Here is a 23,739-nt window from a genome sequence, read left to right on the forward strand (position 1 = left end):
CAATGATGGGGGTCAGAATTGACCCTTTAACAATGGCAGAAACCGTTGCTGCTACAGAAGAATTTGTCCGAGATAAAAAACCGCTCCATTTGATGGGGGTCAACGCAGATAAGCTCAATCAATGTGCGACAGATGAGGCCATCAAGAAGATAGTCAATGAGTCTGAAATCATCAATGCAGACGGTGCTTCTGTTGTGCTCGCGGCGCGCTATTTGGGCTATTCTGTACCAGAGCGCGTGGCAGGCATTGATTTGATGCAGGAATTGCTCCATTTGGCCAATGAAAAAGGCTACTCTGTCTACTTCTTCGGGGCAAAAGAGGAAGTCTTGACCGATATGTTGGCCATCTTTAAAAAGGATTATCCAAATCTCCGAGTAGTGGGCCATCGCAATGGCTATTTCTCTGCTGAAGAGGAGGAGGCTATTCAAGAGGATATTCGTGAGAAGAATCCAGATTTTGTCTTTGTCGGCATTACCTCTCCTAAAAAAGAGTACTTGATCCAGAAGTTTATGGACAATGGAGTCAATTCTGTCTTTATGGGTGTGGGAGGAAGCTTTGATGTCCTCTCAGGTCATATCAAGCGGGCACCTATGTGGATGCAAAAGGCCAATCTGGAATGGTTGTTCCGTGTGGCCAATGAACCAAAACGGCTCTTTAAGCGCTATTTTGTCGGAAATGCCACTTTTATTAAGAGAGTAGTACATGAAAAACGGAAAGCAAAAAAATAATATTCTGCACATTTCGCGGACCATGGATATCGGTGGGGCAGAACGCATTGTCTATCAGTTGGCGACAGACCTCAAGGAAGAATTTGACCAGGTTCATGTTGCGTCTACTGGTGGATTGTGGGAAGAAAAACTAGCAGAGAATGGGATTCAACACCATCGGATTCTAGATGTCGATAGCAAACAGCCAGCTACTGTGCTTAAGATTCTTGCTAGTCTTTCCAAGATCATCAAAGAAAATGAGATCACACTTGTTCACACCCATCACCGGATGGCTGCTTTCTATATTCGTTTGCTGCAGATGCGCCATCCAAAATTGATCCATGTCTATACAGCCCATAATGTTTTCAAGGATAAATTACCACTTTATAAATTCGCCCTAGGAAAGGCTCGAACGGTTGCTGTCAGTCAAGCTGTCCAGGAAAATATCCTTAATGATGTAGGGTCAAAAAACTCTGTTGTGATTTATAATGGAGTGAAAATGAAACAAAGTGAGCATACAGTAAATGAAATTACTCAGTGTGACGGTATCAAAATAGGCTGTATCGCTCGCCTGTCCGAACAAAAAGGGTTACCCTATCTGATCCAAGCCATGTCACTTGTGACAAATCCAAGTGTATCCTTGTTTCTTATCGGTGACGGAGAATTGAAAAATGATTTGATAAATCAAACAAAAGAGTTGAATCTGGAAGAAAGAATTCATTTTTTGGGCTACCGTAGTGACGTGGTAGAGTGTATCAATAGCTTTGACTTTTGTGTTCTTCCATCGATCTTTGAAGGATTTGGATTGGTCGCAATCGAGGCCTTTATGAACGGCAAAACGATGATTGCAACAGATATTCCAGGTGTGAACGAAGTGGTGAATTCTGGCAATGGGATCCTCGTCCCAGCTGAGGATCCGCAGGCCTTAGCTCAAGCAATTAAACAATTGGCAGAGGATCCTGAGAAAAGAGCCTCTTTAGCTGCTCGAGCAAAAAGAGATTATGATAACAAGTTTAGCTATCCGATCTTTTTAGACAACTATCGGAACTTTTACCAATCGATGAGGAAGGGTTCAAAATGAAAAAAGTAATGTTAGTGTTTGGGACGCGTCCAGAAGCCATTAAAATGTGTCCTTTGGTCAATGAACTCAAACAACACGATACCATTGAAACTGTAGTCTGTGTAACAGGGCAGCACAAGGAAATGCTGGACCAAGTGTTAGACGTTTTTCGTGTTGTTCCAGACTATAATCTTGGCATTATGAAGGCCAATCAAACCTTGTTTACTATTACGACCTCTATCTTGAAAAAAATCCAACCGGTATTAGAAGAGGAAAAACCTGATATTGTCCTCGTCCATGGAGATACCACAACCACCTTTGCAACAGCTTTGGCGGCCTTTTATATGGGCATCAAAGTGGGGCATGTGGAGGCAGGGCTTCGGACTTACAATCTTCAAAGCCCATATCCTGAAGAGTTTAACCGTCAAGCTACTTCCATAGTGGCAGATTACAATTTTGCTCCAACCCAGGTTTCAAAAGAGAATCTTCAAAAAGAAGGACGGACAAATATTTTCGTTACGGGAAATACCGTTATTGATGCCTTAAAAACTACAGTCCAAGAAGACTACGACCACCCTATATTGGAATGGGCGAAAGGAAGCAAGCTCATCATGTTGACGGCCCATCGTCGCGAAAATCTTGGAGAACCTATGGAGCACATGTTCCGTGCGGTCAACCGGATTTTAGAAGAGTTTGAAGATGTCAAGGTGGTCTATCCTATTCACAAAAATCCAAAAGTCAGAGAATTGGCTAGCAAGATTTTTGGAGAGAATGAGCGAATGAAAATCATTGAGCCCTTGGAAGTGATTGATTTTCATAATTTCATGAACCAAAGCTATATGATCTTGACAGACTCAGGTGGCGTCCAAGAAGAAGCGCCTTCTTTAGGAAAACCCGTCCTTGTCATGCGTGATACGACAGAGCGTCCAGAAGGTGTGGCTGCAGGGACTTTGAAATTGGTCGGAACAGAAGAAGAAAACATCTATCGCAACTTCAAGCTCCTTTTGGAAGACCAAGATGAATACGAGAAGATGAGTCAGGCAAGTAATCCTTATGGGGATGGAACGGCTTGTCAACAGATTGTAGAAATTATCATGAAGGGATTAGCATAATGGAAAAGGTTTCGATTGTCATACCGGTCTATAATGTCGAGGAGTATTTACAGTATAGCGTCGGTAGTCTTAGACAACAGACCTATTCAAATATCGAAATCATCCTGGTCGATGATGGATCGACTGATCGATCAGGAGAAATTTGTGACCAGTATGCTCAGGAAGATGACCGTATTCGAGTGCTCCATCTTCAAAATGGGGGAATATCTTATGCTCGAAAAAACGGTGTAAGAGTGGCAACAGCTGATTGGATCATGTTTCTAGATTCAGATGATTATTATGATCGTAGAACTGTTGAATATTTAATGGGATTGAAAGACCAGTATAATGTTGACCTTGTATCGACCCCGGTCATTGAAGTCAGAAATCATGAGGACAAAGATTTTTCAGGAGATCTAAATGAAAAAAGTTCAAGGAAATTAGATCGTCATACAGCCCTCAAAGAAATGTTCTATGGTCACCACGTTGGAACTCATTCAGGAGGAAAACTCTACAAGAAAGAGATCTTACTCCAACATCCCTATCCAGAAGGAATGATTTATGAAGATTTGGCCATTGCCTATGAGCATATTGCAGCTTGTAAGGAGATTGCTGTAAGCAATCTTAATCTTTATAAATACTATCGAAGAGCGGGTAGTACAGTCAATTCGAAGTATAGCGATCGGCTCTTGGATTTCTACAAGGCCATGGAATGGAACAGAGCCTATGTCGAGAGAGACTATCCTGATGATCCGGAAATGAAAAAAGCGCTCAATACCCGCTATGTCTTTAATGGATTTCATGTGGTTCATGCTATGTTAGGTTCTCATATGTACAAAGAAATCAAAAAAATTCGTCGAGATTATAGTCATTATTTTGGAACGATAGTGCTGGATAAACATATTACAACAAAAAACAAGCTAAAATATGTGCTATTTTTATGTTCTCCAAGATTATATGATATTGTTAGGAAAAAGATAGGATAGTTTAGGTATACCTAGGTAAACAAATGAAAATAAAAATTAAATTATCAGAGTTGTTGTATTTTTTAGCTTTCTTTATTTGGTTGCTCTTTAATTTCATAGCTCAAACAAATTTGGTCAATAAGTACCCTAACATATATAGATATCGGATAGTTGCTATGGTGGCTTGTATCCTTATACTTTTTGTCAAACTAGTATTAGAAAAAACCAAAAGTAGATTTTTATTTTTCTTTCTTTTGATGATTTGTTTGGCACTGGCAATTGGTGTTACAACCCATAAATTATTTGACGGACTAACCATCATTTCGACTATTTTGTTAATTATTTCCATTCAAAATGTGAGCTTTAGAAAAATATTGATTCTCTGGTCAAGTTCAATTTTTATATTTATGCTTTTTGTTTTTATGGGATTAAAAGTAGGATTTATAGAGAATACTTTACGAATTCAATTGGGTGGTAGGCTTCGTTTAAGCCAGGGGTACCAATATGTTAGTCTTGGAGCGAATTATTTATTTCATTTCACTCTAGTTTATCTGTATTTGCGAAGAAATAGAATTACATTTTTTGAAACACTCCTTCTTGGATTGGTGAACTATTATTTTTACGTCAACACAGATACAAAATCGGCTTTTTATCTTTCGATTGTAGCATTGGTATTGGTTTACTTATTTAAAAATAAGGTGATTGATCAAAAAATACTGAATAGAACTGGTCACATTGTCCTAACAGCAGGAATGGTTATCCCGATTCTTTTGACTTATTTTTATAATGCAAATAGCAGATTTCTTCAAACATTAAACATTGCCTTAACCGGGCGACTAAGTTTAGGAAATAAAGCGATGTCCTTATATGGTGTGCATCTATTTGGACAAAGAATTGATTGGGAACTTCAACAGAGAGCGACATCAGTTTTTGATAACTACTTATATGTTGATTCCTCTTTTGTAAATATCTTATTGCACTATGGAGTAATACTATTAATCGTTATTTGGTTCAGTTATTATCGCTTAATTAAGAGAGGATATTTCAACACAGTTGAAACACTTGTGTTTGTTGTATTGATTATTCATTCAATGTTTGATCCACAATTTTTTGAATTAATGTATAACCCATTATTGTTATTGATTGGGATTGCTTGGAGTGCGGATAGGTATAAGTATCAGGAGGTTTAAAATGATTTATGCAGGAATTTTAGCAGGTGGAACAGGCTCACGGATGGGGATTACGGATATGCCCAAACAATTTTTGGATTTGGGTGGACGTCCTATTTTAATCCACACGGTTGAGAAGTTCTTATTGGTCCATGAGATTCAAAAGATTGTATTGGGGATTCATCCGGACTGGGTGACCTATACGGAAGATCTGGTCGACAAGTACTTGTCTTCTTATAAGGACCGGATCTTGGTTGTAGAGGGAGGAAGTGACCGCAACTCTACCATCGAAAACATCATCCTGGCTATCGATGAGCTGCAGCCTTTGACAGAAGAGGATATTATCGTCACCCATGATTCGGTTCGTCCCTTTGTCAGCCTAAAAACCATCCAAGAAAACATTGAATTGGCCAAGAGCCATGATGTTGTAGATACAGTGGTCGAAGCGACCGATACCATTGTTCAAAGCTTGGACAATACCTTTATCACGGATATCCCTGAACGCCAATACCTCTATCAGGGTCAAACCCCTCAAACCTTCAAAATGAAAGACTTTCTTGCCTTGTATCATGATTTAAGTGACCAGCAAAAAGAAGTCTTGACAGATGCCTGCAAGATCTTTGTCATTAATGGCAAAAAAGTTGCCCTTGCAAAAGGGGAATATTCCAATATTAAAATTACGACGATTACAGATTTGAAAATTGCACGCGGTATGATTGAGGACAATTAATATGTTGAACCAAATCTTTCAGCTGACCCAGCCGAAAAATATTACCATCAAATACCAAGAAGAAGACATGAGCCGTGGAGACAAGGTGTTAATACGCCCTTATTACATGGCTATTTGTCATGCGGACCAACGTTACTATCAAGGAAAACGGGATCCTAAGGTGCTTAAAAAGAAATTACCCATGGCCCTGATCCATGAGTCGTCTGGTATCGTGGTAGCGGATCCTACGGGAACCTATCAACCAGGACAGATTGTGGCCATGGTTCCCAATCAACCTCCTCATCAAACAGAGGGTGTCTTCTTTGAAAATTATTTGGAGGGGACGCACTTCTTATCTAGTGGCTTTAATGGCTTTATGCAGGAAGTCGTTGCCTTACCGCTGGATCGTGTAGTGGCTTACCCAGAGGAAGTTCGGGGCCCTGTGACAGCCCTGGCGGAATTTAGTAGTGTTGCCATGCATGCCATTCATCGCTTTGACCTCATTGCCCACCAACGAAGAGAGTCCGTTTTGATTTTAGGAGATGGGAGTCTTTCATATGTGGTTGCGACTTCTTTGCACTATCTTTATCCAGATTTGAAAATTACAGTCGTAGGGCGCAACAGTGATAAACTACAATTGTTTAATTTCATTCATCAGGCCATTTTAACCAGCGAGTTGACAGATGATCAACGGTTTGATCACGCCTTTGAGTGTACTGGTGGCCAAGGAAGTGAACCGGCCATCAATGACATTATCGATCATATCAAGCCTCAAGGAACCGTGATGTTGATGGGGGTTAGTGATAACCGGGTCGCGGTCAATACAAGAGATGTTCTTGAAAAGGGCTTGACTTTTGTAGGGTCTTCTCGCTCAGGTCGTGAGGATTTTGAGCGGGCTGTAGAGATGCTGGCTAATCGTCGGGTCCAAAGTCGTTTGAAAAACATTATCCACGTTGATGGAGAAGTTCAAACCATTCCAGATATTCATCGAGCTTTTGCGACGGATTTGATCACACCGTTTAAAACGGTCTTCAAGTGGGGATTGTAGACAGTCATGAAAGTGTTAAAAAATTACGCCTATAATCTCTCCTACCAGTTGCTGGTGATTATTTTGCCGATTATTACCACTCCGTATGTGACGCGGGTCTTTAGCTCGAATGACTTAGGAACCTATGGTTATTTCAACTCCATCGTCACCTATTTTATCCTTTTAGCGACCTTGGGAGTGGCTAACTATGGAACCAAGGAGATCTCAGGACACCGCAAAGACATCCAAAAGAATTTCTGGGGGATTTATACCCTCCAGTTAGGTGCGACCTTTGTGTCCATCCTACTCTATGTCTTGCTGTGCGTGGCGCTTCCTTCTATGCAAAACCCTGTGGCCTATATCTTGGGGCTCAGTTTGGTTTCAAAGGGACTCGATATCTCCTGGCTCTTTCAGGGATTAGAGGATTTTCGTAAGATTACCGTTCGAAATATAACGGTCAAACTGGTTGGAGTCATCTCCATCTTCTTGTTTGTCAAATCTGCCAATGATCTGTATCTCTATGTATTCTTGCTCACTATCTTTGAGCTCTTAGGTCAGCTCAGTATGTGGCTACCTGCTCGGGAGTTCATTGGGAAAGCCCATTTTGATATGGCCTATGCACGGGTACATTTAAAACCGGTCATTCTGCTCTTTTTACCGCAGATTGCTATTTCCCTCTATGTTACCTTGGATCGGACTATGCTGGGGGCTCTCGCCTCTACAAAGGATGTAGGGATTTATGACCAGGCCTTGAAATTGGTTAATATTTTGCTGACCCTTGTGACGTCTTTAGGAAGTGTCATGCTTCCGCGCGTATCGAGTCTCTTGGCTTCAGGAGATCACAAGGCTGTCAATAAGATGCACCAAATGTCCTTTTTGATCTATAATTTGGTCATCTTCCCAATCATTGCGGGTATGCTGATCGTCAACGATGACTTTGTTCGATTCTTCTTAGGGAAGGATTTCCAAGATGCTCGCTATGCCATCGCTATCATGATCTTCCGCATGTTCTTCATCGGATGGACCAATATCATGGGGATTCAAATTCTCATCCCACATGATAAGAACAAAGAATTTATGCTGTCAACTACGATTCCTGCTATCGTCAGTGTCGGGTTGAATGTGCTCTTCTTACCTCATTTTGGTTTTATCGGTGCAGCCATTGTATCCGTCTTAACAGAATCCTTGGTATGGCTGATTCAACTGTACTATACCCGTCATTACCTCAAGGAAGTTCCAATTATCGGGTCTATGACAAAAATTATTTTTGCATCTGCTCTGATGTATGGCCTCTTGCTACTTGTAAAACCATTCCTACATTTCACCCCTACGCTGAACGTACTCGTGTATGCGGTGCTTGGTGGGATCATTTATCTGATTGCTATCCTATCTCTGAGAGTGGTAGATGTGAAAGAATTAAAACAAATATTTAAGAAATAATGGAGTCTACTATGTTCGATTATCTGATTGTTGGTGCTGGTTTGTCTGGAGCCATTTTCGCACATGAAGCTACAAAACGTGGTAAAAAAGTAAAAGTGATTGACAAGCGAGATCACATCGGTGGAAATATCTACTGCGAGGAGGTTGAAGGCATCAACGTCCATAAGTACGGTGCCCACATTTTCCATACCTCCAACAAAAAAGTGTGGGACTATGTCAACCAGTTCGCTGAATTCAACAACTATATCAACTCACCAGTAGCTAACTACAAGGGCAGTCTGTACAATCTTCCCTTCAACATGAATACTTTTTATGCTATGTGGGGAACCAAGACTCCTCAAGAAGTCAAGGACAAGATTGCCGAGCAGACAGCTGACATGAAAGATGTTGAACCGAAGAACTTGGAAGAACAAGCCATCAAGTTGATCGGCCCAGATATCTACGAAAAGTTGATTAAGGGCTATACAGAAAAACAATGGGGACGTTCTGCCACAGACCTTCCACCCTTTATCATAAAACGTCTTCCGGTTCGTCTGACCTTTGATAATAACTACTTTAATGACCGTTACCAAGGGATTCCAATCGGTGGCTACAACGTCATCATTGAAAACATGCTGGGTGATGTAGAAGTAGAGCTTGGGGTTGACTTCTTTGCCAATCGTGAAGAGCTAGAAGCTTCAGCTGATAAAGTTGTCTTTACAGGAATGATTGACCAGTACTTTGACTACAAACATGGGGAGTTGGAATATCGTAGCCTGCGCTTCGAACATGAAGTTTTGGATGAGGAAAACCATCAAGGGAATGCGGTCGTCAACTACACAGAGCGTGAGATTCCTTATACTCGTATCATTGAGCATAAGCACTTTGAGTATGGTACACAACCCAAGACAGTTATCACCCGCGAATACCCAGCTGACTGGAAACGTGGAGATGAACCATACTACCCAATCAATGATGAAAAGAACAACGCTATGTTTGCCAAGTACCAAGAAGAAGCAGCTAAAAATGATAAGGTTATCTTCTGTGGACGTTTGGCAGACTATAAATACTACGACATGCACGTGGTTATTGAGCGTGCTCTAGAAGTCGTAGCAAATGAGTTTGATTGAAAGAAACCATAATCTATGAAATACTACTTAAAAGAAGAATTCCTGCATGATGTCAACGCAAAGAACGCAGGAAATAAAGCACGCAATGACGTAGAAAGTATTGTGAAAGAAGAAGGCTATCATCCCTTGGTCCTTTCTGTCGACAATTGGTATCAGATGAGTACCCTTGCGGCTCAACGCCATAAGGCAAAGGCTTTTGGTCAAGCCTTGGATCAACTAAAGCAAGGAGATGAGTTGCTGATCCAGTTTCCAATGCTTCACCATAGTTTTTTCTCAACCCATTTGGTTAAAAAAGCACAAAAAAGAGGGATTAAAGTCTATCTCTTGATTCATGACCTAGAAGTGCTTCGCCATGCCAACATGACGTCACTACCTTTAAAACACAGAATTCGGATGTACCTTCAAGAAGCAAGTTTTCTCAAAGCGGCTGATGGGATCATCGCCCACAATCCAGTTATGAAATCTGTCTTGGTGGATAAAGGAATTGCGGAAGATAAGATTGTCAGCCTTGGCATTTTCGACTATTTGATTCCAAATTTCCAAGAGAAAAGCGGCCAAACAAAAGACCAGCCGATCATTGTGGCTGGTAATTTGGCCCAGGAAAAAGCTGGTTATCTCTATGGTCTTCCTGCAGAACCTGCCTATAACCTCTATGGTGTTGGTTTTGATGAAAGTAGAGCTTTAGAGAATGAAACTTACTTTGGCTCCTTCCTACCGGATGAGCTTCCTGCAGCCCTTGAGGGTGGTTTTGGACTTGTCTGGGATGGGGATAGTGCGGAAACCTGTAGTGGTGTTTTTGGCGAGTATCTTCGCTACAACAACTCTCACAAGGCGTCGCTTTATCTAGCATCGGGCTTCCCGCTGGTGGTGTGGAAACAGTCAGCCTTGTCTCACTTTGTACTTGAGAAGGGCTGTGGGATTGCAGTAGAGTCTCTTCATGACTTGAAGGAGACAATCGACAATCTTTCAGATGCCGATTACCAAGATTTGGTAGACAATGCCAAGCGTGTTGGCCAAGAAATCCGAGATGGTCACTACTTAAAGACAGCCTTAAAGCATTTATCATAAGATCAAAAGAAGTCAGACAGACTTCTTTTTTTAGTTTTTCAAAAAAATATCACTAATTTTAAAAATTTGCCTTATAAAACTTTTCATCGCTGAAACCGTGTGGTAAAATGATTAACGTATAAAATTTGTATAAAGGGAAGTTTATATGAAAAAGAAAGATCTTATTTTTTATGCCGGAGCGGCAGTCTTGATGGCTGTGTCTGCTCAGGGAGTCAGTGCAGATGAGCTGGTTTCAAACGAGGCCGCTACTACTGAAGGCAACCAAGTCCAAGCTGAAAAAGCGCCAGAAGTAGCCGTTGCTGAAAAGTCGGTAGCACCTGTCGCAAGCAACTATGCAGCACCAGCAAATGTGACTGAACAGTCTGTAGCACCTGCGAGCAAGACCACGGCTTCAGAAAGTGGAACCCCATCTGTAGAGAAAGCTACAGAAGCATCGACGACTGAGAAAGAAGAAACTCCTCTTCCGTCTAATACAGGAAGCACGACCTTCTTTAACACAGGCGCTCACGCTCCTGCTGGTCGTTCAACAGATGTGGCGGTTCAACCAAAATCATTCGTTGATGTGAGTAGCCACAACGGAGACATTAGTATTGGCGACTACCGTACCCTAGCTAATAAAGGCGTGGGCGGTGTCGTTGTCAAATTGACAGAAGACACTTGGTACAAGAACCCAAATGCGGAGAACCAAATTCGTAATGCACAGGCTGCGGGTCTGCAAGTATCGACCTACCACTTCTCACGCTATACTTCTGAGGAAGCAGCGCGTGCAGAAGCGCGATTCTACATTGCAGAAGCGCAACGCTTGAATATTCCAAAGAACACCCTCATGGTCAATGACTTTGAGGATGCCAAGATGCAGCCAAATATTAACCGCAACACCCAAGCTTGGGCGGACGAAATGCGTAAAAATGGTTACACCAACTTGATGTTCTACACCAGTGCTAGCTGGTTGGATGAAAATAACCTTCGCAAGAAAGGTCCTGTCAACACCGCTCAATTTGGTCTTCAGAATTTCTGGGTTGCCCAATACCCTTCTCCAAAACTGTCTGTAAACGATGCGAAAAGTTTGCGTTACAATGGGAAAGCTGGCGCCTGGCAGTTCACTTCTCAAGCGGAATTGCTTCCAGGGAAACACCTCTTTGACCACAGTGTGGACTATACCGGTCGCCTCACCGCGAACGCAAAACCTGCAGCGGATCCAACAGAAGGCAGTTTAAGTGGGAAGATTGACATTGTCAATAACGATACTATGACGGGCCGCTTTGACGTTGTCATCTCAAATGTTAAGGCGCCAAATGGAGTTCGAACCGTTTCTGTACCGATCTGGTCAGAAACAGGTGGTCAAGATGACCTTGTTTGGTATACAGCCAATCGTCAAGCAAATGGGACCTATACCGTCAATGTAAAAGCAGCGGACCATAAAAACTCAACCGGTCTTTACAATGTTCACCTTTACTATGTTCAGAACAATGGACAAATGACAGGTGTAGGTGGAACAACGACGACAGTAGCCGTTGGAAAGAAAAATCAGACACCAGTATCAGCTGATTTGACTATTGCAAAATCAGAAAAAGACGGGACCTTCACCATTACAGCTAAGAACCTTCAAGGCTTCGATGGCTACAAGGAAGTGAAGATTCCATTCTGGTCTCATGCGAATGGCATGAAAGACATCATCTGGTATACTCCGACTCGACAGGCAGACGGTTCTTATACTGTAACAGCCAAAGCTAGTGACCACGAAAACGCTGATGGCAAATACGAAGCGCAGGTCTTCTATGTAGATGCCCAAGGTCAAAACAAATTTGTGAAAAAGGCCTTTATCGATTATACGGCGACAAAACCGGCCAATGCTGTCGCAGCTGATCTGACCATTACAAAATCAGAAAAAGACGGCACCTTCACCATCACGGCTAAGAATCTTCAAGGCTTCGACGGCTACAAGGAAGTGAAGATTCCATTCTGGTCTCATGCCAATGGGATGAAGGATATCATCTGGTATACTCCGACTCGCCAGGCAGACGGTTCTTATACTGTAACAGCTAAAGCCAGTGACCACGAAAACGCTGATGGCCAGTATGAAGCGCAAGTTTTCTATGTGGATGCCAAAGGCCAAAACAAGTTTGTCAAGAAAGCCTTTATTGATTACACAGCTTCTAAACCATCTGCTGATCTGACCATTACAAAATCAGAAAAAGACGGCACCTTCACCATCACAGCTAAGAACCTTCAAGGCTTCGATGGCTACAAGGAAGTGAAGATTCCATTCTGGTCTCATGCCAATGGGATGAAAGATATCATCTGGTACACGCCAACTCGCCAGGCAGACGGTTCATATACTGTAACAGCCAAAGCCATTGACCACGAAAACGCTGATGGCAAGTACGAAGCGCAGGTCTTCTATGTAGACGCTCAAGGCCAAAACAAGTTTGTCAAGAAAGCCTTTATTGATTACAAAAATCAATCTCGTCCAACCGGCACTCTCTTGATCCAAAACAACAACAAGGATACAGGAACATTTGATGTCATCATCAAGGATGTCTACAGCCCTAAAGGGGTGCAGACTGTGCAAGTTCCTACTTGGTCTGATAAGGATGGCCAAGACGATATTCGCTGGTATGAAGCGACTCGTCAAGCGAACGGAGATTACAAGGTATCGGTCAAAGCTAGCGATCACAAGAACTCTACTGGTAAGTACCATGTTCACCTTTACTACATTCAAAATGATGGTTCTCGGATTGGTATTGGTACCACAACAACAGACGTAGAAGTTAGAAATGCCATGACTAAGACGCAGGCTTCTATCAAGAATGTCAATGCAACGAACGGGACTTATACAGTAGCTGTAGATCAAGCACCTCAGGGACGTCAGATTAAGAATATTCGTGTCGCAGCTTGGTCTAAAGCGCACCAAGAAAATCTTTACTGGTATTCCGCAACACCGACAGGTATGCACACAGAGATCACTGTCTCTGCCAATAATCACGGTAATGAAGCGGGCAACTATACCACTCACGTCTATGTAGACTACAAAGATGGAGGAGTTGAAGGTTTTAACCTCGGTCAGACAGCCTTGTCTCCACGAAATCAAAAGGTGAATCCACAGACAACCTATTATTCTCAACGGGATCCTCGTTGGGCTGGGAAATATTACGGTGTGAGCAATGTCGATCAGTCAGGTTGTGTGCCAACCTCTCTTGCTATGACCTTTACAGATATCCTAGGTAGAACTATTTTGCCAACAACAGTAGCTGATTATCTCTACAACAATACTGATTCATTCAACAAAGGTGAAGCAGGAACAGATTCTGATGGGATTGTAGCTGCCACTCGTAACTGGGGCTTGAAGAGCCAATTGATTAATGGAGCTGGAGGCATTGCAGAAGCCCTCATGGCTGGCAAGCATGTACTTGCTGCAGTAGGTAATAGCCAATTTACTAGTGATCCTTATACTCATGAATTGGTCTTGCATGGTTATGACAATGGAAGAACCTATGTTCGCGATCCATATAATAGCGGCAACAACGGCTGGTACTCCATCAATTATCTTCACTCTATTAAGAGTAAGGACCCGATGGATAACAAGCTTGGAGCACCTTTCTTCTCAATTTTTGCATAAGCTAATCAGAAGGCCAATCTGGCCTTCTGTTTTCTTTAAAAATAGGATTCTTCTCATGATATTGTTTCTTGATCCGGCGGTTTGTGCTATAATACTACTATGTGGGTACAACCGTATAAAAAATTGTAAGGAAGATACATGAAAAAGAAAGATCTTATTTTTTATGCTGGGACAGCCGTTTTGTTGGCTTTTTCGACACAACAAGTCAAAGCCGATGAGCAACATGCGTCTGATCAAACACCAGAAAATACATCAGCTATCGTTGCAACAACAACTTCATCAGAAGCACAGAATACCGCGAGCGAAGAAGTGGGAGTTGAGAAAGGTATTCAGACAGAAAATACCGTTGCAACAGAGGCAGCACCTGTCACACCGACTCTTAGCAATAACCAGTCTTCTGACAAGGGCACTAGCGACAAGGTTGTATCAGAGCAACCAGCACCAGCTGTGGTAGCTAGTCGTGCACCATATGGCGCACGCGCACGAGTGGTAGCAGCAAGAAATGAGAGTGTTCCTCAACAGGAATCTCCGGTTTCCGCAGATTTGACTATTGCAAAATCAGAGTCAGACGGCACCTTTACCATTACGGCTAAGAATCTTCAAGGCTTGGATGGTTATGAAGAAGTGAAGATTCCATTCTGGTCTCATGCCAATGGGATGAAAGACATCATCTGGTACACTCCAAATCGTCAAGCAGATGGTTCTTATACCGTAACAGCCAAAGCCAGTGACCACGAAAACGCGGATGGCAAGTACGAAGCGCAAGTCTTCTATGTGGATGCCAAAGGCCAAAACAAGTTTGTCAAGAAAGCCTTTATTGACTACACAGCTCCTAAACCATCTGCTGATCTAACCATTACGAAATCAGAGTCAGACGGGACTTTCACCATTATAGCTAAGAACCTTCAAGGCTTCGATAGCTACAAGGAAGTGAAGATTCCATTCTGGTCTCATGCCAATGGGATGAAAGATATCATCTGGTACACTCCAAGTCGTCAAGCAGATGGTTCATATACTGTAACAGCCAAAGCCAGTGACCACGAAAATGCTGATGGCAAATACGAAGCGCAAGTTTTCTATGTGGATGCTAACGGACAAAACAAGTTTGTCAAGAAAGCCTTTATTGACTACACAGCTCCTAAACCGTCAGCCGATCTGACCATTACAAAATCAGAAAAAGACGGTACTTTCACTATTACAGCTAAGAACCTTCAAGGTTTCGATGGTTATAAAGAAGTGAAGATTCCATTCTGGTCTCATGCCAATGGGATGAAAGACATCATCTGGTACACTCCAACTCGCCAGGCAGACGGTTCATATACTGTAACAGCCAAGGCTAGTGACCACGAAAACGCTGATGGCAAGTATGAAGCGCAAGTTTTCTATGTGGACGCTCAAGGCCAAAACAAGTTTGTCAAGAAAGCCTTTATTGATTTCAAAAATCAATCTCGTCCAACTGCTAGTCTCTTAATCCAAAACAACAACAAGGATGCGGGTACCTTTGATGTCATCATCAAGGATGTCTATAGCCCTAAAGGTGTGCGGACTGTGCAAGTTCCTACTTGGTCTGATAAGGACGGCCAAGACGACATCCGCTGGTATGAAGCGACTCGTCAAGCAAACGGAGACTACAAGGTATCTGTAAAAGCGAGTGACCACAAGAACTCTACTGGTCAGTACCATGTTCATCTTTACTATATTCAAAATGATGGTTCTCGTGTGGGTGTCGGTTCAACGACTACAGAAGTTGAATTCCGAAATGCCCAGACCAAGACACAAACAGGGATCAAGAATGTCAATTCTGGTGCTGGAACCTATACAGTAACGGTGGATCAAGCGCCTCAAGGCCGTCGGATTAAGAATATCCGTGTCGCAGCCTGGTCTCAAGCACACCAAGAAAATCTTTTCTGGTATTCAACAGCACCTTCTGGAATGCATACAGAAGTGCAGGTCTCAGCAGCAAATCACCAGTACCAATCAGGTAACTATACCACTCACGTCTATGTGGATTATGTCGATGGTGGCGTTGAAGGCTTTAACCTTGGTCAAACAGCCCTTCATCCCCGTGCGACAGTAGATCAAACAGCTTTTAGTCCTCGTGTAACGAATGGACAACGGGACCGTGTCTTACGGGCAGCAGCTAGTCTAGTCGGTGTTCGTGGCGGAACTGCAGCTCACCATCAATTGGTCAATGATTACAACAGTGTCAAACCACTTCCAGTTGGTTATGCAGTGAAGACGACCGATGACTGGTGTGATATCTTTGTCACAACAGTCTTCCAGCGGGAAGGTTTGAGCGGTTTGATTGGTCGTGAATGTGGAGTCGAACGTCACATCCAGATCTTCAAACGCTTGGGCATCTGGAATGAAGATGGTACCACTACACCAAAAGCAGGGGACATCATCACCTTTAACTGGGATCAAAATAGCCAACAAAACAATGGCTTTGCGGATCACATCGGAATTGTCGAAAGCGTCTCAAACGGAATCATTCATACCATTGAAGGAAACTCCAACAACCAAGTCCGTCGCAATACCTACCGAATCGGACATGGCAATATCCGTGGATTTGCAACCCCTCGCTATCAATAATAAAAAGGGAGTGGGAAAGAACTCTGACTAGTTAAAAAGAGTTCGTCTTCCCACCCCCGCACAGTTGATTAGGTCATCTTTGGAGCTTAAAAAGCGAACAAAGATGCCAATCAACCACTGCGTCATACAGTTATTTCTATCAAATATAAAAAGGCTGAACAGTTTTTGTCCAGCCTCTTTTTGTGGCTTCTTTTTTGAATGCAGATAAGTTTTTAAAATAAAATGAGAGATTCTGTCAATTGTTTTAAATGATTTTTATCTTTTGAATTATTCGATAATGACTGGAGACTTTACGCAGTGAGAAAAGTGCTTGAAATATTAGAATTTCAAGCACTCGGGAGTTTTGAGACCTTGGGCTCAAAACTAAGTCATGGAACTTCTTTGAAGTTCGCTGACGTCCGTACTCACTTAAGGAAAGTCTCTAAGAATACTATTTCGGTTCTTTTCTTATTTTTTCAACCCTTCTTCGAAACTCTTGGAAGGGGCCTCGACTTGGATGGTTTCAAGGGTTAATGGATTGGTGAAGGTCAAGCGGTGAGCATGGAGCATGAGTCGCTCTCCGCGTGCAGGGTTATAGAGAGGGTCCCCGACAATCGGGTGCCCATGATGGGAGAGATGCACCCGGATCTGATGGGTACGCCCCGTTTTGAGCTGGCATTTGACCAGGCTGTTTCGTCCGATTTTTTTCAGTTGCGTCACCTGAGTTTCTGCGTACTGCCCCTTGCGTGGATCGACCAGGCGCTTGCGCCGATCATGGCGATCGCGTCCGATTTTATCCTTGTAGACGATGGTTTTTTGTGCTAAGCTGCCTTGGATCAAGGCCCAGTACTCACGTTGGATGTTTTTATCTTCTAAAATGCGGTTGAGAATGGGCAGGATAAAAGGATTTTTGGCAAATAAAATCGCTCCGCTGGTTTCCTTGTCTAAGCGGTGCACGACGTAGCAGGTAGATCCAACATAGCTGGAAACATGGTTGAGAAGAGCAATTTCTGTCGGCTCATTGGCATGGGTTTTCATACCTTCGGGCTTATTGACGATGATGACATGCTCATCCTGATAGAGTTCTTCGACCAGACTCGGGTCTCCGGCTGGGAGCTCTTTTTCAGGGTAATCGTCCGCGTCAAAGATCAGCTGGATCTGGTCTCCTTTTTGAACGGGGCTCTGCCAGTTGATGGTCTCGCCATTGACCAAGACGTGCTTCTTGGTTCGTAAAAAATGCCGGATCTTACGGGGAATGAGGAAGTAGTCCTCAAGCAACTCTTTCACAGTCATCTGGGGAAAGGATTGTGGAATGGTAAATTGATAGTTCATGACCCTATTGTAGCAAAATCTAAGCTTAAAGAAAACTAAATGAGAAATAGCGAGGAGCTATCTTTTCTTGCTAGGACAAGGATAAGGTGTTACAATAACAGGTATGAATAGAATAAAAGAATTATTTGAAAACCTGATCACTTTTTTTAGAAAGGATCATCCGCCCAAAGCGGTGGCAGAAGAAGTGCCCGACACGGAATTGCCGGAAGAGACAGTGGAGCCAACTTATAGTCGCTCAGGCAAGCACAGAAGCAAGCCTCTCTCTCAGCACCCCTTCCGTCGTTTCTGGCGCCGATTCCATTTGACCAAGATTCTCCTGATCATTGGGCTAGGCTTTAGCCTCTTGACAGGGGGTTATCTCTTCTACCTCGCAAAGACGACCAACGTCAAGGATTTGCAGAATGCACTCAAGGCGACTACCATTATCTATGATAAGAATGGGGACCAGGCGGGAAGTTTGACCGGGCAAAAAGGAACCTATGTCGAACTCGATGCTATTAGTGAAAATCTGCAAAATGCTGTGGTCGCAACAGAGGACCGGAGCTTTTACAAGAATAGCGGGATCAACTATGGTCGCTTCTTCTTAGCGATTTTGACCCTAGGTCGCTCAGGTGGTGGATCGACCATCACCCAGCAGCTAGCCAAAAATGCTTACCTGTCTCAGGACCAGACGGTGGAGCGCAAGGCCAAGGAATTCTTCCTGGCACTTGAAATCAATAAGAAATACAGTAAAAAAGAGATCCTCACCATGTACCTCAACAATGCCTATTTTGGAAATGGGGTTTGGGGTATTGAGGATGCATCCAAGAAGTATTTTGGGGTTTCAGCCAGTCAATTAAGCCTGGATCAGTCTGCGGTTCTCGCAGGTATGCTCAAAGGGCCTGAAATCTATAACCCGCTCTATTCAGTAGAGAATGCGACCAATCGTCGCAATACTGTCCTCCAAAATATGGTGGCAGCTGGCTATATTGACCAGGCAACGGCTGATCAGTCTGCTGCTGTGGATATCCATGGCCAGCTGGTCGATGCCTATGAAGGCAAGTCGGAGGACTACCGCTACCCATCCTATTTTGATGCGGTCATCAATGAAGCGGTCAATGAATACGGCCTGACCGAAGAAGATATTGTCAAAAATGGCTACCGGATCTACACCGAGCTGGATCAAAATTACCAAGCAAGCATGCAGGTGATCTATGACAACACAGCCCTCTTCCCAGTAGCGGAAGACGGCACGCGCGCAGAGTCTGGTAGTGTCGCCCTCGATCCTAAAACCGGAGGGGTTCGGGCTCTGGTAGGGCGTGTCGGAAGCGATCAAAATCCAGGATTCCGGACCTACAACTATGCCACCCAGGCTGCCCGTAGTCCAGGATCAACCATCAAACCTTTAGTGGTCTATAGCCCAGCTGTTGCAGAAGGTTGGTCGACCAATAAGGAATTGGACAATAGTACCACCCAATATGGAAGCTATGAAGTTAATAACTATGCGGGAATCCAGTCTAGCCCAACGGTACCGATGTACCAGGCCTTGGCAGAATCCCTTAACCTTCCAGCCGTAGCGACGGCTAATGATTTGGGCCTCGATACGGTCTTTGAGTACGGGAAAAAATTCGGACTCAACATGGATAAGGTAGACAAGTCGCTTGCCGTTGCCTTGGGAGCTGGTGTGACAACCAATCCGATGCAGATGGCCCAGGCCTATGGGACCTTTGCTAACGGTGGGGTCATGAATGATGCTCACCTCATTACCAAGATCGAAAATGCAAGTGGTCAAGTGGTCAAGAGCCACAGCCAGAAATCAACCCGAGTGCTGAGTGGTTCAACGACAGATAAGATGACCAATATGATGCTTGGTACCTTCAGTAATGGTACAGGGGTTAACGCTGCGCCTTATGGCTATACCATGGCAGGGAAAACCGGTACGACAGAGACCAGCTTTAACAAGGACCTCTCTGGAGACCAATGGGTGATCGGCTACACGCCAGATGTGGTCATCAGTCAGTGGCTTGGTTTCCCAACGACCGATGAAAATCACTACCTGACGGACAGTAGTGCTGGAACGGCATCTGAGATCTTCCGCAATGTTGCCAACAGTGTTCTGCCTTATACAGACGGTACCCAGTTTGACTCGGTGAAGAACTCTTATGCTGAAAATGGCATTGCGCCAGTCGGAGAAGAAACGACAGAAACAGATAGCAAAGAAGACAAAGGTTTCTTTGAGGATGTCAAAGAAAAGGCGTCGAATATGGTCGATAATGCGAAAAAAGCAATCGACGAGGCCGATATTCCAGGAAAAGCGAAAAACGCTTGGGATACCTTCAAAGGCTGGCTTGGTTTCTAATCAAAAAACGATTCAGAAGAATTTCTGAATCGTTTTTTGCAGATTGAAGACAAAGTCTTCTTAGAAACTTTCCTTAGGTGAGTACGGACGTCAGCGAACTTCGAAGAAGTTCCATGACTTAGTTTTGGACCTAAGGTTCCAAAACTCCCGAGTGCTAGAAACAATAGTGTTTCTAGCACTTTTCTCACAGCGGAAAGTTTCTGTTGAAATGATCCTAATAGTATTAATTATTTTAATTTTTCAACGTTACTTAGATTGTTTTATGTAAAATGCAATTTGTCTATATTCTAAAAAGATCCATTCAGAAGGATTTCTGAATAGACCTTTGTTTAGAGTTCGCTATCTGACAAGCTAAAGGTATCGCCGTGTTGGAGATCCCCGTACTGGTAGCCCCGTTTGAACCAGCGCATGCGTTGTTCCGAAGTTCCGTGGGTAAAGCTATCTGGCACCGAGTAACCGTAGGCTTGCTCTTGGAGTGTGTCGTCACCAACTGCATGAGCCGCATTCATGGCTTCTTCGATATCGCCGATATCTAGAAGATTTCGGTCTTGAATGGAGCGGGCCCAGACACCTGCTAGGTAATCGGCTTGTAGCTCAATGCGGACACTGATGGCATTTCGTTCCTTTTCAGAAAGACCTTGTTGCATCCGATGGTATTTGCCAAGGATTCCCAGCTCGTTTTGTACGTGGTGGCCGACTTCATGGGCGATGACGTAGGCCATGGCAAAGTCGCCACTAGCCTTGTATTTGGTGGTTAATTCCTTGTAGAAGCTCATATCCAAATAAATCTTTTTGTCGGTCGGACAGTAGAAGGGACCAGCCGATGCTTGCCCAACCCCACAGCCTGTCTGTGTCCGTCCGGTATAGAAGACTAGTTTGGGCTCATGGTAAGTACGTCCTTCGGCTTGAAAGGCCTTGTGCCAATGATCTTCTGTTGTTCCAAGGACCTTGCTGACGAACTCGGCATCTGCATCGTCGACATGGGTCTTGTTGGTGCGCGTGACTTGGGTGGACTGGTAAGGTTGGGAAGAAGTCCCATTTCCAAAGAGACCCCCAAGGCTAGCGCCACCACCTCCTAGAAGAACCAGAAGAAGGATGAGGACGATCTTACTTTTGAAGCTCCCCGGCGATAGTAAGATTTGTAAAATGCCCCCACCAAGGTTACTGTTGCCTGAAGACTGGGAGTAGCTTTGCCCTCGGCGGTCTTCGATATTTCTACTTTCTTTTAGATGATCGCTTTTCATATTCGTCTCCTTTTGTTTTATTTTACCAAAAATGAGGAGAAAACCAGAGTGATAACGCTTTAGATTTGCTTTTTTCTTGACAGGAGATTTTCTGTTCTTGTCAAAACGTGGAAAACTTGCTATAATGGGGTGAACGGAGGCGTTATGGCATTAAAAAAAGCAAGTCTAGCGTGTACGGTTTGTGGGTCACGCAATTACTCCATTAAGTTGAGTGGGACGCCAAAACCAACACGTCTAGAAGTCAATAAATTCTGCAAGCATTGCAGCAAGTATACCATCCATAAAGAAACACGATAGGAGAGAGTTGTGAAATTCATTAAAGATATTTTCGTCTTACTAAAAGATACAACTTGGCCAAATCGCAAGGAAAGATGGAAAAACTTTATCTCAGTGATTGAGTACACCGCTTTCTTTGTGGCATTGATTTATTTGTTTGACAAAGTCATTGCACGTGGCCTATTGCACATGATCAATTTCTTTTAAGAAAAGAAGCCATGAGGCTGGGCAACAACTGTCCAGCCTTTGATTTTTGATAGGAATAACTGCAATACGCAGTGGTTAATTGGCATCTTTGTTCGCTTTTTAAGCTTCAAAGATGGCCTAATCAACTGTGCGGGGGTGGGAAAACGAACTCTTTTTAACCAGTCGGAGTTCTTTCCCACTCCCATTTTTTGTTGCCTTTTCTTAAAAATAAATCAGCAAACCTCTTTGAATTCCTGCAAAATGTGGTATAATGAAGCTAGGAAAAGGAAAGCCAAGAGGCTTTTTTTAGTATGTTCACAAAAGCTCGAGCAGGCTAAACAGAAAGAAAGGATGCCCAAATGGACAGTTTTGATAAAGGCTGGTTTGTACTACAAACCTACTCAGGATATGAAAACAAGGTAAAAGAGAATCTTTTGCAACGTGCGCAAACTTACAATATGTTAGAAAACATCTTGCGCGTAGAGATTCCAACTCAAACCGTACAAGTTGAGAAAAATGGTAAAACAAAAGAAATCGAAGAAAACCGCTTCCCAGGTTATGTCTTGGTAGAAATGGTCATGACAGATGAAGCTTGGTTTGTCGTTCGGAATACACCGAACGTTACTGGTTTCGTTGGATCACACGGAAACCGTTCAAAACCAACTCCATTGTTGGAAGAAGAAATCCGTAGCATCTTGCTCTCTATGGGTCAAACCGTTCAAGAGTTTGATTTGGATGTCAAGGTGGGCGACACAGTTCGCATCATCGACGGTGCCTTCACAGACTATACTGGTAAGATCACTGAAATTGATAACAACAAGGTGAAAATGGTCATTTCTATGTTCGGTAACGATACAGTTGCAGAAGTGAACCTGAACCAAATTGCTGAATTGTAAGAAAAATAGAACCCTCCAAGAAAAACTTGGAGGGTTCTTTGTATGGATCGTTATTGATTTTTATCCAGGCCAGTGATCTTTTTTAACTGCTTGGTTTCTGCAGCAGACGTAACATTGAAGATCTTATTGCCTTGTGTAGAGAAGCTAGATTCATCTCCGTTGCTATCTTTATAGACATAGCTGGTCCCATTTTCTGAACGCATAATGGCATAGGGTTTTCCGAGACGTTCGAGGGCCGTTTTTGGTGTATCGGATTTGGAAATGCTGCCAGTAGACTGGTGGTTGGCATCGCCCCCTCTTAGTCGGAAGGTGATATCTGTTAACACATTATTGCGGAAGAAAGCCATGATATCGCCATTGTCTGTTGCCCAAACATTGACTCCATCACCAGGATTCGCACTGTCTGTACTACTTACGGGTTGACCAAAGGCTGCAACTACGTCATCGTAACTGCTTCTTTCTTTTGGCCCACCAACCTCTTGTCCATCTTCGGTTCTCAATACAAAACCGGTGGTAGGGTGGAGGTTCTTGAGTTTTTCGATCTCAGGAATGGATGCAGCTCCTGGCACATATTGGAGAGATGCGCCATCATCTGGATCCAAGCTGAAGCGACCTGAAAAATCATCTGAGCTACTGCTGTCTGAAGAAGTGCTCGACGATTTACTAGATGATGCTTTGGTAGAAGATTGTTTGATCGGTTTTCTAGAGCTAGAAGCTGTTTTTGCTTGTTGCGCAGAATTGGCAGGTGAGCAAGCGGCTAGTGTCACTAGTGAAAGAAGGCCGATCGCAAAGAAACGAATGTTTTTCATAAATACCCTTTCTAATGTGCTTCGCCGATCAGGCGAGGTTTTATTATATCAATAATCAAGGAAAGGAGCAAATGGCAACAAAAAACCCCCTATTGCTAGGGGAATTTTTAAAAGATAAAAGAT

The 23,739-nt window shown here is 43.3% G+C and carries 19 protein-coding genes; 16 read left to right on the forward strand and 3 right to left on the reverse strand.

Annotation, left to right across the window (positions count from 1 at the left end; translation table 11 throughout):
• Positions 1 to 2 precede the first annotated feature (2 nt).
• The 12 genes from O3626_RS05430 to O3626_RS05485 all read left to right on the forward strand — a co-directional run bounded on the left by O3626_RS05430 (position 3) and on the right by O3626_RS05485 (position 16,556).
• Positions 3 to 728 (forward strand): WecB/TagA/CpsF family glycosyltransferase, encoded by a 726-nt coding sequence (locus O3626_RS05430; RefSeq protein ID WP_371495749.1) that lies wholly within the window; start codon positions 3 to 5, stop codon positions 726 to 728.
• Positions 703 to 1,788: a glycosyltransferase family 4 protein gene (locus O3626_RS05435; RefSeq protein WP_371495719.1), complete on the forward strand. Its 1,086-nt coding sequence runs from the start codon at positions 703 to 705 to the stop codon at positions 1,786 to 1,788. The genes O3626_RS05430 and O3626_RS05435 overlap by 26 nt, the downstream gene beginning before the upstream one ends.
• Positions 1,785 to 2,879 carry a non-hydrolyzing UDP-N-acetylglucosamine 2-epimerase gene (gene wecB, locus O3626_RS05440; protein WP_371495721.1) on the forward strand — a complete coding sequence of 365 codons (1,095 nt, stop codon included), beginning with the start codon at positions 1,785 to 1,787 and terminating at the stop codon, positions 2,877 to 2,879. The genes O3626_RS05435 and wecB overlap by 4 nt, the downstream gene beginning before the upstream one ends.
• Positions 2,879 to 3,844: a glycosyltransferase family 2 protein gene (locus tag O3626_RS05445; RefSeq protein ID WP_371495723.1), complete on the forward strand. Its 966-nt coding sequence runs from the start codon at positions 2,879 to 2,881 to the stop codon at positions 3,842 to 3,844. Before wecB ends, O3626_RS05445 begins: the two co-directional genes overlap by 1 nt.
• Positions 3,845 to 3,867: 23 nt before the next feature.
• A complete protein-coding gene (locus tag O3626_RS05450; protein WP_371495725.1) occupies positions 3,868 to 5,013 on the forward strand; it encodes a polymerase in 1,146 nt (381 codons plus the stop codon).
• Position 5,014: 1 nt separating this feature from the next.
• Positions 5,015 to 5,722, forward strand: a complete 708-nt coding sequence (locus O3626_RS05455; RefSeq protein ID WP_343086015.1) for a 2-C-methyl-D-erythritol 4-phosphate cytidylyltransferase — start codon at positions 5,015 to 5,017, stop codon at positions 5,720 to 5,722.
• A 1-nt stretch (position 5,723) separates the two neighbouring features.
• Positions 5,724 to 6,749: a zinc-binding dehydrogenase gene (locus tag O3626_RS05460; RefSeq protein WP_031574407.1), complete on the forward strand. Its 1,026-nt coding sequence runs from the start codon at positions 5,724 to 5,726 to the stop codon at positions 6,747 to 6,749.
• A 6-nt stretch (positions 6,750 to 6,755) separates the two neighbouring features.
• Positions 6,756 to 8,168, forward strand: a complete 1,413-nt coding sequence (locus tag O3626_RS05465) for a flippase (RefSeq protein WP_371495728.1) — start codon at positions 6,756 to 6,758, stop codon at positions 8,166 to 8,168.
• Positions 8,169 to 8,179: 11 nt separating this feature from the next.
• Positions 8,180 to 9,277 (forward strand): UDP-galactopyranose mutase, encoded by a 1,098-nt coding sequence (gene glf / locus O3626_RS05470; RefSeq protein ID WP_371495730.1) that lies wholly within the window; start codon positions 8,180 to 8,182, stop codon positions 9,275 to 9,277.
• A gap of 15 nt (positions 9,278 to 9,292) precedes the next feature.
• Positions 9,293 to 10,345 (forward strand): galactofuranosyltransferase, encoded by a 1,053-nt coding sequence (locus O3626_RS05475; RefSeq protein WP_371495732.1) that lies wholly within the window; start codon positions 9,293 to 9,295, stop codon positions 10,343 to 10,345.
• A gap of 145 nt (positions 10,346 to 10,490) precedes the next feature.
• Positions 10,491 to 13,964, forward strand: a complete 3,474-nt coding sequence (locus tag O3626_RS05480; RefSeq protein WP_247923674.1) for a GBS Bsp-like repeat-containing protein — start codon at positions 10,491 to 10,493, stop codon at positions 13,962 to 13,964.
• A gap of 138 nt (positions 13,965 to 14,102) precedes the next feature.
• Positions 14,103 to 16,556, forward strand: coding sequence for a GBS Bsp-like repeat-containing protein (locus O3626_RS05485; protein WP_247923673.1), 2,454 nt, complete (start codon positions 14,103 to 14,105; stop codon positions 16,554 to 16,556).
• 447 nt (positions 16,557 to 17,003) lie between these two features.
• Here O3626_RS05485 and O3626_RS05490 read toward each other — a convergent pair whose 3' ends face one another.
• Positions 17,004 to 17,867: an RluA family pseudouridine synthase gene (locus tag O3626_RS05490; protein ID WP_070661561.1), complete on the reverse strand. Its 864-nt coding sequence runs from the start codon at positions 17,865 to 17,867 to the stop codon at positions 17,004 to 17,006.
• Positions 17,868 to 17,970: 103 nt separating this feature from the next.
• Here O3626_RS05490 and pbp2a point away from each other — a divergent pair, with 103 nt between their 5' ends.
• A complete protein-coding gene (gene pbp2a / locus O3626_RS05495; protein ID WP_272106865.1) occupies positions 17,971 to 20,205 on the forward strand; it encodes a penicillin-binding protein PBP2A in 2,235 nt (744 codons plus the stop codon).
• Between the two features lie 329 nt (positions 20,206 to 20,534).
• On the opposite strand, the gene O3626_RS05500 is transcribed toward pbp2a, so the two are convergent.
• On the reverse strand, positions 20,535 to 21,449 hold the full coding sequence (locus tag O3626_RS05500; protein ID WP_272106866.1) for a neutral zinc metallopeptidase: 915 nt from the start codon (positions 21,447 to 21,449) through the stop codon (positions 20,535 to 20,537).
• A gap of 144 nt (positions 21,450 to 21,593) precedes the next feature.
• Between O3626_RS05500 and rpmG the strand changes: the two genes are divergently transcribed.
• From rpmG to nusG, 3 genes are all read left to right on the forward strand, one after another.
• Positions 21,594 to 21,746, forward strand: coding sequence for a 50S ribosomal protein L33 (rpmG, locus tag O3626_RS05505; protein WP_003009043.1), 153 nt, complete (start codon positions 21,594 to 21,596; stop codon positions 21,744 to 21,746).
• Between the two features lie 9 nt (positions 21,747 to 21,755).
• On the forward strand, positions 21,756 to 21,932 hold the full coding sequence (gene secE / locus O3626_RS05510) for a preprotein translocase subunit SecE (RefSeq protein ID WP_003002261.1): 177 nt from the start codon (positions 21,756 to 21,758) through the stop codon (positions 21,930 to 21,932).
• A 338-nt stretch (positions 21,933 to 22,270) separates the two neighbouring features.
• A complete protein-coding gene (nusG, locus tag O3626_RS05515; protein WP_003002077.1) occupies positions 22,271 to 22,807 on the forward strand; it encodes a transcription termination/antitermination protein NusG in 537 nt (178 codons plus the stop codon).
• A gap of 50 nt (positions 22,808 to 22,857) precedes the next feature.
• Here nusG and O3626_RS05520 read toward each other — a convergent pair whose 3' ends face one another.
• Positions 22,858 to 23,616 (reverse strand): hypothetical protein, encoded by a 759-nt coding sequence (locus O3626_RS05520; protein ID WP_118227758.1) that lies wholly within the window; start codon positions 23,614 to 23,616, stop codon positions 22,858 to 22,860.
• Positions 23,617 to 23,739: the final 123 nt, after the last annotated feature.

Origin of the sequence: Streptococcus sp. 20925_1_77, from assembly GCF_041432125.1 — a bacterium.
GTDB lineage: Bacteria > Bacillota > Bacilli > Lactobacillales > Streptococcaceae > Streptococcus.